Origin of the sequence: Nocardioides sp. NPDC057577, from assembly GCF_042801335.1 — a bacterium.
In the GTDB taxonomy this organism is placed as follows: Bacteria; Actinomycetota; Actinomycetes; order Propionibacteriales; family Nocardioidaceae; genus Nocardioides.
In genome coordinates this window covers 1-11191 of sequence record NZ_JBHVGB010000194.1, presented here as the reverse complement: position 1 = coordinate 11191, position 11191 = coordinate 1, and the positions used below count along the sequence as shown (strand labels likewise).

At 70.4% G+C, this 11191-nt stretch carries 13 protein-coding genes; 3 read left to right on the top strand and 10 right to left on the bottom strand.

The genetic code is table 11. From position 1 onward, the window contains the following. Positions 1 to 246: 246 nt before the first annotated feature. Positions 247 to 717: a GNAT family N-acetyltransferase gene (locus tag ACFU7D_RS25735; RefSeq protein ID WP_378732749.1), complete on the top strand. Its 471-nt coding sequence runs from the start codon at positions 247 to 249 to the stop codon at positions 715 to 717. 1 nt (position 718) lies between these two features. On the opposite strand, the gene ACFU7D_RS25730 is transcribed toward ACFU7D_RS25735, so the two are convergent. From ACFU7D_RS25730 to ACFU7D_RS25710, 5 genes are all read right to left on the bottom strand, one after another. Beyond that, positions 719 to 1537, bottom strand: coding sequence for an NADPH-dependent oxidoreductase (locus ACFU7D_RS25730; RefSeq protein ID WP_378872750.1), 819 nt, complete (start codon positions 1535 to 1537; stop codon positions 719 to 721). Positions 1538 to 1596: 59 nt separating this feature from the next. After that, positions 1597 to 2487, bottom strand: coding sequence for a hypothetical protein (locus ACFU7D_RS25725; protein ID WP_378872748.1), 891 nt, complete (start codon positions 2485 to 2487; stop codon positions 1597 to 1599). Positions 2488 to 2512: 25 nt separating this feature from the next. After that, positions 2513 to 3355 (bottom strand): arylamine N-acetyltransferase, encoded by an 843-nt coding sequence (locus tag ACFU7D_RS25720; RefSeq protein WP_378872746.1) that lies wholly within the window; start codon positions 3353 to 3355, stop codon positions 2513 to 2515. Continuing rightward, positions 3352 to 3783 (bottom strand): flavin reductase family protein, encoded by a 432-nt coding sequence (locus ACFU7D_RS25715; protein WP_378872752.1) that lies wholly within the window; start codon positions 3781 to 3783, stop codon positions 3352 to 3354. Before ACFU7D_RS25715 ends, ACFU7D_RS25720 begins: the two co-directional genes overlap by 4 nt. A gap of 62 nt (positions 3784 to 3845) precedes the next feature. Continuing rightward, positions 3846 to 4586 (bottom strand): lysophospholipid acyltransferase family protein, encoded by a 741-nt coding sequence (locus tag ACFU7D_RS25710; protein ID WP_378872743.1) that lies wholly within the window; start codon positions 4584 to 4586, stop codon positions 3846 to 3848. 98 nt (positions 4587 to 4684) lie between these two features. Between ACFU7D_RS25710 and ACFU7D_RS25705 the strand changes: the two genes are divergently transcribed. After that, positions 4685 to 5173, top strand: a complete 489-nt coding sequence (locus ACFU7D_RS25705) for a hypothetical protein (protein ID WP_378732760.1) — start codon at positions 4685 to 4687, stop codon at positions 5171 to 5173. On the opposite strand, the gene ACFU7D_RS25700 is transcribed toward ACFU7D_RS25705, so the two are convergent. Genes ACFU7D_RS25700 through ACFU7D_RS25680 form a run of 5 tightly spaced genes read right to left on the bottom strand, consistent with a single transcriptional unit; the run spans position 5170 to position 9164 of the window. After that, positions 5170 to 6132, bottom strand: coding sequence for an ROK family protein (locus ACFU7D_RS25700; protein ID WP_378872734.1), 963 nt, complete (start codon positions 6130 to 6132; stop codon positions 5170 to 5172). The two genes, ACFU7D_RS25705 and ACFU7D_RS25700, sit on opposite strands and share 4 nt — an antisense overlap. A gap of 10 nt (positions 6133 to 6142) precedes the next feature. Next, positions 6143 to 7096 (bottom strand): ROK family glucokinase, encoded by a 954-nt coding sequence (locus ACFU7D_RS25695; RefSeq protein WP_378732764.1) that lies wholly within the window; start codon positions 7094 to 7096, stop codon positions 6143 to 6145. Between the two features lie 3 nt (positions 7097 to 7099). After that, a complete protein-coding gene (locus ACFU7D_RS25690; protein ID WP_378872731.1) occupies positions 7100 to 7522 on the bottom strand; it encodes a hypothetical protein in 423 nt (140 codons plus the stop codon). 2 nt (positions 7523 to 7524) lie between these two features. Next, positions 7525 to 8736: an ArsA family ATPase gene (locus ACFU7D_RS25685; protein ID WP_378872729.1), complete on the bottom strand. Its 1212-nt coding sequence runs from the start codon at positions 8734 to 8736 to the stop codon at positions 7525 to 7527. Continuing rightward, positions 8733 to 9164: an SRPBCC family protein gene (locus ACFU7D_RS25680; protein WP_378872726.1), complete on the bottom strand. Its 432-nt coding sequence runs from the start codon at positions 9162 to 9164 to the stop codon at positions 8733 to 8735. Before ACFU7D_RS25680 ends, ACFU7D_RS25685 begins: the two co-directional genes overlap by 4 nt. A 132-nt stretch (positions 9165 to 9296) precedes the next feature. Between ACFU7D_RS25680 and ACFU7D_RS25675 the strand changes: the two genes are divergently transcribed. Beyond that, entirely contained in the window at positions 9297 to 11090 is a 1794-nt protein-coding gene (locus ACFU7D_RS25675; protein ID WP_378872723.1) for an AMP-dependent synthetase/ligase, read from the top strand. Positions 11091 to 11191 lie beyond the last annotated feature (101 nt).

Genomic DNA, 11191 nt, shown 5'->3' with positions numbered 1-11191 from the left:
GAAGCAACCGTGTTGGTCTCGACACGCCTCCGCCTAGCGGCTCCGGCGGCTCGACCAGCGGAGAAGCCCAGCGGCTCCGGCGGCTCGACCAGCGGAGAAGCCCAGCGGCTCCGACGGCTCGACCAGCGGAAAAGCCCAGCGGCTCGACCACCAGGGACCGACCAACCACAGAGATGGCAGGCTCACCCCGTGCCCTTCACCCACCGAATCGCGACCCGAGCAGACATTGCGGCCCTGACAGAGATCATGGACAAGTCGATCGCAGACCTCCAGAAGGGCTTCCTGACACAAGCTCAGATCACCTCGAGCAGAACCGTGATGGGCATCGACACCCAGCTGATCGAGGATGGCACCTATTTCGTGGTCGAAGAGGGCGGCGAGATAGCCGGCTGCGGCGGCTGGAGCAGGCGCGCGACGCTCTACGGCGGCGACCACACCTCCGGCCGCGAGCCGACGCTCCTGGACCCGAACAGCGACCCGGCGAGGGTGCGGGCGATGTACACCAACCCAACGTTCGCCCGACGCGGCGTAGGCAAGCTGATCCTGACCCTGTGCGAACAGGCAGCGGCAGCAGAAGGCTTCACGACCCTGGAACTGATGGGCACCCTGTCCGGCGAACCGCTCTACCAGGCGTACGGCTTCGAGCCTGTCGAGCGGATCACCGACGACCGCGGCGGCGCCCCGGTCCCACTGGTCCGGATGCGGAAGGTCATCTGAGTCAGCGGCCGGCGAGGCCGAGTCGCTCGAGCTGAGCTCGGAGCCGGTGCCGGCCGGCCATGCTGGCGGGACCGACGAGCCGAGCGAGGACGCGCTCGGACCAGCCGCCGCCGAGACCGTAGGTGGCGTTGTAGCCGCCCAGCCGGCTGTCGTACGCGGCGAGGTCGTCGGCGGCCGGGGGCGAGTAGGTCTCGTGGTGGAGGACGACGGACTGCGGAAGACGGGGCTTGACCCCGGCCGGCTCAGCCGGGTCGGGTACGCCGACGGCGAGCCCGAAGACGACGAACGCACCCGGAGGCAGGCCGATCTCGGCGGCGATCTCCTCGGGGTGGTTGCGGGCACCGCCGACGCAGACGGTGCCCAGGCCGAGCGAGGAGGCGGCGACGATGGCGTTCTGGGCGGCGAGGGTGGCGTCGATGACGCCGAGGAGGGTCGACTCCAGGTAGTCGGTCGCCTCGACCCGCGTCCCGGCAGCGACCGCGAGCCCTCGCGCTCGGCTGAGGTCGGCGACCCAGAGCAGGAAGAGCGGCGCGGCCGCGATGAAGGCCTGATCACCGGCCAGCTCGGCCAGCCGCGCCTTGCGGTCCGGATCGCGCACCGCGACCACGCTCCACGTCTGCAGGTTGGACGAGGTCGGCGCCGAGGAGGCAGCCGCGACGATCGCGGTGAGCTGGTCCTCGGTGACCGGGTCGCCGAGGAAGGAACGCACCGACCGGTGCCCGAGCTGGTGCTCGATCACCGCGCTGGTCGTGGCCAGGGCGGCGAGCGCAGGGTCTCGGTAGCGGGCGGAGATGGCGGAGTCGGTGGCAGTCTCGGTCACCCGACCAGGATAGTGCACCGAATGACTAGACAATGGCGGCGTCCATGGACGCCGTCGGCCTACCCGTCGAGGCGCTCCACCTCCGCGGCCGCGGAGTCCCTCGCGGCGACCGCCTCGGACACGGCCGTCTCTGCCGAGTCGCGGGCCTCCTCCGCCTCGGTGAGCTCGTCGTCGACGTCGACGGCGGACGCCTCCAGGTCTGCCAGCCGGCGGCGTACGTCCTCGATCTCCGACTTCACCTGGAGCGACTTCGCCTCGACATCCTTGAAGGCCGACAGGGCCTTGTCCCGCTGAGCCTCGGCACCGGAGAGCGTGGACTCGGCCTCCGCCAGCGCCTCGCGGGCCTCGTCGAGCGCCGCCGTGTCGGGTAGGTCCGGGACCGCGCGCAGCGGCTCCGGGGGCGGCGGTACGACCTCGGGGACCTCGAAGCCCAGGGCCTCCGGCGTCGCCACCGAACCGGCCGCGTCCACGGCGTCGACCCCGGTGGCGGCCAACGCGGAGACCAGCAGGCCGCTGCGGACCGCCTGAGCGGCCGAAGGGTCGATCATGGCCGCGGTCAGCGTCGCCTCGGCCTGGGCCGCCACCGCCTCCGTCACCCGGAGACCGTGCTCGCGCGCCAGCCCGCGCGCACGGGTCGTCACCGCCGCGGTCAGCTGACGCCGCTGCTTGGTGAGCTCGCGCAGCTGGGCGGCGTCCATGCCCGTCTGCGCCTCGCGCAGCAGCGCCCCGACCGAGATCACCTGCTCGACCTGCTCGGTCTCGTAGCGCACCAGCAGATTGACCACCCACGCCGCGGTCGCGGGCTTCTTCAGCGCCTTGACCGGGCCGGCCAGCGGCGTGCCCTTCAGCTCCTTGGCCCGGGCGTCGCGCTCGGGGGTGAAGTCGCCGAGCGACAGCCCGTAGAGCTCGGCCGCGATGTCGAGCAGCTCGGGTTCAGGTGCGTCGCTCATGTCCGCCATCTCAGCACGTCCTCGGCTATCGCGTCAGCAACCACTCGTCGTAGTCCGCGGCCTGTCGCTTGTGGAGCTCCCGCAGCGCGTCCTCCTCGACCCCGGCGAGCGAGAGCCCGAGACCCGCCAGTGCCGCCGACCACTCCGCGAAGTCCCGCAGCTCGCGGGTGAGTGCCCCCTCGCCGATCCGGGTGTGCCGGATCGAGCGGACTGTGTCGGCGCCGGTCGCGTCGCGTCGCTGCACGACCAGCTTGCTCGTGTAGGGACCCGGCGGCGTCGAGAGCTCCGGATGACGACCCGCGACCTCCTCCAGGTCGACCACACCACGGATGAGGTTGCCGTGGAAGGACCCTGCCGGATCGTGGTGGAAGGTCCACCCGTCCTCACCCACCCGCACCAGGCGGTAGACGAAGCCGTTCTGCCGGAAGTGACCCTCGACCAGCGGCAGCGGATCACGGAAGGCGTCGCCGAAGCCCAGATCGGGCCACCAACGCCCCTGCGGGTTGTCAGCGGTCGGCAGCCCACGGACCTCGAAGGCGAGATGGTCCAGCTCCCCGCTCGGGCCGGTGGTCTCGATCAGCTGGCCGGGGCGGCGTACGACCTCGAACCCCAGCTCCTCCAGGACCAGCGCGACCAGACCGTTGTGGTGGAAGCAGTAGCCGGCGTTGCCGCCGGCAGCGACCCGTTCCAGGGTCTCCCCCGGGTCGACGGAGTGCGGCGCACCGATCGCGCCGATGGCCGCGAGCATGATCGAGAGGTTGTCGTAGGGAAGGGTGTCGAGATGGCGATGATGAAGATCGACCAGCGTCTCGTACGTCGCCTCCGGCCGTCCCTCGATGCCGAGCCGTCGCAGATAGCCGTCGATCATCGTTCATACCTTCCGTGCCGGTGGACCAGCGGGTCGGTGTCGTCACCGACCTCGAGCGACACGATCTCGCACGTCGCCAGGGCCGACCAGCCGATTTCCGTCATCGACACCAGGCGTACGCCGGCCCAGGTCGGCGCGTCGGCGAGCCGCCGGCCGAACTCCGTCGTCTCCCACGAACCCGATCGGAACGCACCGCCCGGCGCGGGGGCGGTGCCCCCGAAGGCCTCGGCGAGGTCGCGATGGCGCCAGTGCAGCAGCGACACGACCCCGACGCCGGTCTCCTCGAGCTCGTCGCGCAGGTCGGAGTCGGGATCGAGCAGCCCGAGCACCGCCCCCGGGGAACCGTTGGCCACCATCAGCGAGGAGACCGTGAGCCCAGCCCAGGAACCGTCAGAGCCCGAGGTCCACAGCGAGACCCGCCCACCCAGACGACCGCGCAGCCGGCGTACCGGATCCTCCGGCGTCGGGAACGGGTGGGACGAGTGGATCGTCAGGCTACGTCCTTCGTAGGCCGCGCGGAGTTCTTCTTCGCCGGCTTCTCGCCGTCGGCCAGCTTCTTGGCCTCGGTGGCGTACATGTCGACGTACTCCTGGCCGGAGAGCTTCAGGATCTCGTAGACGATCTCGTCGGTGATCGCGCGCAGGATGTAGCGGTCGTTGGTCATGCCCTCGTAGCGCGAGAAGTCCAACGGCTTGCCGTAGATGATCCGCGGGCGGACGATCTTGCCGAGCTTCTTGCCCGGGGGCGCGATCACATCGGTGCCGATCACGGCGACCGGGATCACCGGCGCACCGGTGTCCAGAGCCAGCCTGGCGATGCCGGTCCGTCCCCGGTAGAGCTTGCCGTCGTGGGAGCGGGTGCCCTCGGGATAGATCCCGAAGAGCTCGCCCTCCCCCAGGACCCGCTTGGCGGCGATCAGCGCGCCCTCGGCGGCGGTGGCACCGGAACGGTCGATCGGGACGTTGCCCGTGCCGCTGAAGAACGCACGCTGCAGGAAGCCCTTCACACCCGTGCCGGTGAAGTACTCCGCCTTCGCCACGAACCGCACCATCCGCGGCGATCCGAGCGGCATGAAGAGCCAGTCGGCGTAGGAGAGGTGGTTGCTGGCCAGGATGGCCGGCCCCTTGCGCGGGAGGTTCTCGACGCCCTCCCAGGACGGGCGGAACACGGTGCGCAGCAGCGGGCCGATCGCGACCCACTTCAAGAACGAGTAGAAGATCTTCGTCGACACCCCATCGCCTTCCCTATTTGCCTTCGACCGATGAGCCTATAACGAGACAGGTACTTGTACTCCCGCACCCTGTCATGAGATCCGGCTAGGCTGGAAGAGTGAGCGAGCGAGACGACCTGCCAGAGGACACGACCGGGGCCTCCGACGACGCCTCCGTGCCCTCGGAGGACCACTCGTCGGACGACGAGGCATGGCGCGAGATCGTCGAGAACTACGGCGACCGCCCCGCCCTCGAGGAGGAGCCCGTCGCCCGCGATCTCTTCGAGAAGAAGATCGACATCGTCGAGACGGTCGACGAGCCGGACTCCTATGACGACATGTGGCGCGACGACGAGGAGGGCTACGTCCCACCGCCTCCGCCGCCGCTGCCGAGGCCGACCCCGGCGCGCCTGCTCGCGTGGATCGGCGTGCTCGGCGCACCGGTCGCCGTGCTGGTGCTGATCGTGGTCACCCAGATCACCGACCGGAACTTCAGCAGCTGGGTCATCGGTGGCCTGGTCGCCGCCTTCCTGGCCGGCTTCGTCTACCTGCTGGTGACCATGCCGTCCGAGCCCCGCGACCCCTGGGACGACGGCGCTCGGGTCTAGCCCTCGCGGGTCGCGCGGCGAGCCAGGATGCTCGCGCCCACGACCCCCGCCTCGGCACCGAAGGCGGTCGCCACGATCGGTGGCACCTCGCGATGGAGACGGCCGACGAGCGAGGCCTCCAGAGCCGTGCGCGCAGGCGCCAGCAGCAGGTCGCCCGCGGTCGAGACTCCACCGCCGACGACCAGCAGCTCGGGGTCGAAGGCGGCCACCAGGCCGGCCATCCCGACCCCCAGCCACGACCCGACCGACTCGTACGCAGCCAGTGCGAGCGCATCGCCGCGGGCCGCGGCGGCGGTGACCGCCGGGCCGGTGATCTTGAGCGGGTCACCCGCGGCGAGCTCGTCGAGCGCGCAGCCGGCGTACTCCTCGGTCTCCACGCGGGCACGCACGAAGGCGACCAGCGCGTTGCCGGAGGAGTACTGCTCCCAGCAGCCGGTGAGACCGCACTCGCACGGGAGGCCGCCGGGTACGACCTGCATGTGGCCGAACTCGCCGGCCATGCCGTTGCGGCCCCGGACGACCCGGCCGTCCATGACCACGGCGCCGCCGATGCCGGTGCCGAGGGTGATGAGCAGGCCTGAGTCGACACCACGGGCCGCGCCGAGCTCCAGCTCGGCCAGCGCGGCACAGTTGGCGTCGTTGTCGAGCGCCACCCGGGTGCCCCATCGCGAGGAGAGCCGGGTCAGAGTCGGCTCGCCGCGCCAGGGCAGGTGGGGAGCGAACATGACCCGCTCCCCGGCCGCATCGACGAACCCCGCGGCGGCCAGGCCGACGCCCGCGACGGGCCGGCCGGCGGCCACCTCGGTGACCGCCTCGGTCAGCGCGTCCTCCACCAGCTCGAGCTCGACCCGGCGTCCAGGCGTGCTCCGCTGAGCGGTGCGGAGAACCTCACCGGCCGGCGAGACCTCCGCCGCGAGCACCTTGGTGCCGCCGATGTCGACCCCGATGTGCAGACTCACTTGTGGTGGCTCACTTGCGAGCCAGGTCCGCGGCGCCGATCAAACCTGCCTGGTTGCCGAGCGTCGCCTTGCGGACGTCGAGCATCGGCCGGTGTCCGCGGCCGGTCAGCTGGGCCTGGAAGGCACGCCGGGCGGGCCCGAGCAGCAGGTCGTCGGCCTCGGCCACTCCCCCGCCGATGGCCACCACGGCCGGGTCCAGCACGGCAGCGATCGAGGCGATCCCCTCGCCGAGCCAGATGCCGAGGTCGGTCAGCGCCTCGATCGCGAAGGCGTCCCCGTCGCGGGCCGCCTCGGTGATCAGAGGGCCCTTGATCTTGTCGAGATCACCCTCGGCCCGGTCCAGGACGTCGCGGGCCAGCAACGAGCCACCACGCGCGGCGGAGCGGACGTTGCGCACCAGGGCCGACCCCGAGGCGTACTGCTCCCAGCAGCCGCGGTTGCCGCAGCCGCACAGGTGGCCGTTGGGCACGACCCGCATGTGGCCGATCTCGGCGCCGACGCCGAAGGCGCCACGGTAGAGCTCGCCCTCGAGCACCAGGCCGCCGCCGACACCGGTGCCGACGGTCACCAGCATCATGTTGTCGACCTCGGCACCCGCGCCGTACTCGAACTCGCCCCACGCAGCCGCGTTGGCGTCGTTCTCGATCACGACCGGCAGCTCGAGGACCTTCTCCAGGCGCTCCTTGAGCGGTACGTCGCGCCAGGCGATGTTGGGCGCGAACATGACCGTCGAGCGGCCCTTGTCGATGTAGCCCGCGGCGCCGATGCCGACGCACTCGATCGCGTGTCGGGTCTTGAGCTCCTGGACCACCTCGATGATCGCGGCCTCGATGGCCTCCGGGCTCTTCGCCGGCGACTCGACGCGGTGGTCCTCGATGATGGTGCCGTCGTGGTCGACGACGCCGCCGAGGATCTTGGTGCCGCCGACGTCGACGCCACAGGCGAGCTTCTTCGTCGTCGTCATCCCTCAGCTCCAGCCGTCGAGATCGATCGGGTCGACCCTCGTAGAGCGTCGCGCCCAGTCCCGGGTCGCATCTTCCTCAGCCCGCACGCCATCACCGTGTGCATCCTCGTCTTCACTAGGGCCAGCACCCGGACTCGTGGCCGCCGCGTTGAGCACCGTGACCGCGGCCTGCATCAACGATGCGGCAGCGCTGGCCAGGTGCACCTTGACCTCCGGACTCGACTCCCGGAGGACATGTACGGTACGGCACAGCGGGCAGTAGGCACACTCCGGAGCCCCGGTATCGAGATGCTCCCCGAGCCCCTCCGCGAAGTGGCCGATCCGGGAGTCCTTGGCCCACTCCCCGATGGCCTCCATCAGCCGGCCGAGCTCCTCGGCGGTCGACCCCAACGGCTCATCGGCCCACTCGTGGCGCTGCTCGCTCACGATTACTCACTCTCGGTGTTCGTCGTCTGGCGAGAAAACGTTACTCGTAGCTCCCCGCCCTCGACCCGCGCCCCGCTGACGCGCATCCGGGCGAGCGCGGCGGGAAGGGTCAGCAGGCGCCTGTAGGACCCCACGGTGATCGCCAGCTCGTCGCCGTTGCGGCCCAGCTGCACCTGGTCGCGCTCGACCCACTGGGCCAGCCCGGGCAGCGCCAGGTGGACGATCGTGGCCTCGCCGATGGTCTCGGTGCGGAACGGGGCCGCGGTCTCGGGGACGGCCAGCGGGTCGATGCTGCCGGACGAGGCGTACGCGGCCTCGGCGACCTCCCTCAGGTCCTCGACGCCCACCGGCTCGGTCGGCCGGTAGAACGAGCGCCAGACCGGCAGACCCTCGAAGGAGGCGTCGACGTCGCCGAGCACGTCGTCCTGGGCCTTCACCCAGCCGGCGCGCCAGTCGTCGGAGCCGCCGGCCGGGAAGATCCGGTTGGCGACGACACCGTCGACGCGGTAGCCGTAGAGGGAGAGCGTCGTCCAGGACCGTCGGGCCTCGGCGAGCACGACCCTCTCGGGAGTCAGCACGATGCGTACGGACGCCTCGGGCCCGGACAGCAGGGCGCGGACCTCTGCGAGCTCGTCGTGGAGCCGGACCAGGGCGTCGAAGACGGAGTCGCCGGGCATCGGCACCCCGGCGGCCTTGGTCAGGACCGGCTTGAGCGCCTTCACCATCTTGCGCTGCACCGGGAGGATGCGCTCGAGATACCAGCCCAGTGCCTCGGGAAGGGCGAGCAGCCGCAGCGTCTCGGCGGTCGGGGCGCAGTCGACCACGATCGTGTCCCACTGCCCCGAGCCCGCCATCCGGCGAAGCTCCAGGAGCGCGAAGACCTCCTCGGCGCCGGGGACGATGGTCAGCTCCTCGGCCGCGATCCGGTCCACCCCGATCGTGTCCAGGACGCTCAGCAGATAGCCCTGCACCTCCGCCCACGACTCCTCGAAGCGGCGCTGGGCGTCGACGTGCTGGACGTAGAGGTGCTCGGTGACCTGGACCGGCTCCGAACCCAGCGCGCTGTCGACCCCGAAGGCGTCGCCCAGGGAGTGGGCGGCATCGGTCGAGAGGACCAGCGTCCGCAGCCCGCGGGCCGCGGACATCGCCGCGGTTCCGGCCGAGACGGTCGACTTGCCGACGCCGCCCTTGCCGGTGAAGAGGAGGATCCTCAAGCTTCGACCCTCTGCTTCAGGCCTCGTAGGGCGGTGTCGATCAGGACCTTCTCGCCCTTGCGCTTGAGCATGCCGATCAGCGGGATGCTCAGGTCGAGCGCGAGCCGGTAGGTGACCTCGGTGCGACCACCGACGTCGCGCAGTATGTAGGCGCCGTCCATCGACCGCAGCAGGTTGCCCTTGACCAGCGACCAGGTCACCTGGCGGTCCCCGTCCCAGTCGTACGCCAAGGTGTATTCGTCCTTGATCGGCGCGACGTCGAGCACGAAACGGACCTGCTCGGCCCGCCCGTCGACGCCGGTCTCCAAGACGCTGACCTCCTGCATGCCCTTCGCCCAGGCCGGATAGGACTTGAAGTCCGCGATCACCGCCATCACTGCCGAGGGCGCGGCCTCGATCACGATCGTCGAGGTGGTCTGATCGGCCATCGGTGGTGTCCTCACTCCCTGACTTGCTAGGTGTCATGGAGCGTACCGGATAGCATCCCGGTGAAATGGTCGGGCTGTGACCGGGGTAACCTCCGTTTCGTACCCACCTACCATCAGTATGCGGAGGCCCCTGTGCGTGAGTTCTCCACGCCCGCGACGTACGTTGTTCCCCCCACCGGCAGCCTGAGCGACGACGTCGTACGCAACGCCGCCGAGGCACCCGATGTCGCCGTCCTCAGCCGACCGGGCGCCGACGGCACCTGGGTCGACGTGACGTCGTCCGAGTTCCTCGCCGAGGTCTCGGCGGTCGCCAAGGGACTGATCGCGGCGGGTGTGGGTGCTGGGGACCGGGTCGCGCTGCTCTCGAAGACGCGCTACGAGTGGACGCTGATCGACTACGCGATCTGGTTCGCCGGCGCGACGACGGTGCCGATCTACGAGACCTCCTCGGCCGAGCAGATCGAGTGGATCCTCCAGGACTCCGCGACCGTGGCGGTCATCGCCGAGGACGCCGGCCACATCAGCCGGATCAGCGAGGTCCGCGCGGGTTGCACCGCGCTCAACAACGTGTGGTCGATCAACGACAACGCCGTCGACCTGCTGGTCAAGCTCGGCACCGACATCACCGACGAGCAGCTCGAGGCCCGCCGCAGCGCGGTCACCCCCGAGGACACCGCGACGCTGATCTACACCTCCGGCACCACCGGGCGCCCCAAGGGCTGCGTGCTCACCCACGGCAACTTCATGTTCGAGCTCGGTGTCGTCGTCGACTCGCTCGACGCCCTGTTCAGCATCCAGGGGCGCTCGACGCTGCTGTTCCTCCCCCTGGCGCACGTCTTCGCGCGGATCATCCAGATCGGCTGCATCAAGTCCCGCACCCGGCTGGGCCACACCCCCGACATCAAGAACCTCGTCGCCGACCTCGGCACCTTCCAGCCGACCTTCGTGCTGGCCGTGCCGCGGGTGTTCGAGAAGGTCTACAACACCGCCTCGCAGAAGGCCGTCGCCGACGGCAAGGGCCGCATCTTCGACATGGCCACCGAGGTCGCCATCGAATACTCCCGGGCCACCGAGACCGGCAAGGCGCCGTTCCTGCTCGCCGCCAAGCACAAGCTGTTCTCCAAGCTCGTCTACGGCAAGCTCCTCGCCGCGCTCGGCGGCAACTGCTCCTACGCGGTCTCCGGCGGCGCTCCGCTCGGTGACCGTCTCGGCCACTTCTACCGCGGCATCGGCGTCACCGTCCTGGAGGGCTACGGCCTCACCGAGACGACGGCGGCACTCACCGTCAACCTGCCCGAGGCGTTCAAGATCGGCACCGTCGGTCGGCCGCTTCCCGGCACCTCGGTGCGCGTCGCCGACGACGGCGAGCTGCTCTTCAAGGGTGGCCAGGTGCTGAAGGAGTACTGGCAGAACCCGACCGCCACCGCCGAGGCCAAGACCGCGGACGGCTGGTTCCACTCCGGCGACCTCGGCGAGGTCGACGACGAGGGCTTCGTCAAGATCACCGGCCGCAAGAAGGAGATCCTGGTCACCGCCGGCGGCAAGAACGTCGCCCCGGCCGTCCTCGAGGACCGCCTGCGCGCCCACGTGCTCGTCGACCAGTGCGTCGTCGTCGGCGACGGTCAGCCGTTCATCGGCGCGATCGTCACCATCGACCCCGAGGCGCTGCCCACCTGGGCCGAGGCCAACGGCAAGTCCGGCAACATCGAGGACCTCGTCGAGGACGAGGACCTGCGCGCCGTGATCCAGGGCGCCGTCGACGACGCCAACAAGGCGGTCTCGCAGGCCGAGTCGATCCGCAAGTTCGTGATCATCCCCGAGTCGTGGACCGAGGAGGGTGGCCAGCTCACCCCCAGCCTCAAGCTCAAGCGCAACGTGGTCATGCGCGAGTTCTCGCACGAGGTAGACGCGCTCTACGCAAAGTAAAGCTGTTCTGGTGGCGCCGAGTCGGCGCATCTGATCCCGGGCCTGGGGGAGCGAAGCGCGCCCGGGGGCTCGGGTGCGCCGCCTCGGCCGTTTCTCAGTCC

What these genes read in the sequence shown, in the direction of transcription:
- ACFU7D_RS25695 (WP_378732764.1), bottom strand. Translation starts at nt 7,096, where the DNA reads ATGACGACGACGAAGAAGCTCGCCTGTGGCGTCGACGTCGGCGGCACC.
- ACFU7D_RS25725 (WP_378872748.1), bottom strand. Translation starts at nt 2,487, where the DNA reads ATGAGCGACGCACCTGAACCCGAGCTGCTCGACATCGCGGCCGAGCTC.
- ACFU7D_RS25735 (WP_378732749.1), top strand. Translation starts at nt 247, where the DNA reads ATGGACAAGTCGATCGCAGACCTCCAGAAGGGCTTCCTGACACAAGCT.
- ACFU7D_RS25720 (WP_378872746.1), bottom strand. Translation starts at nt 3,355, where the DNA reads ATGATCGACGGCTATCTGCGACGGCTCGGCATCGAGGGACGGCCGGAG.
- ACFU7D_RS25680 (WP_378872726.1), bottom strand. Translation starts at nt 9,164, where the DNA reads ATGGCCGATCAGACCACCTCGACGATCGTGATCGAGGCCGCGCCCTCG.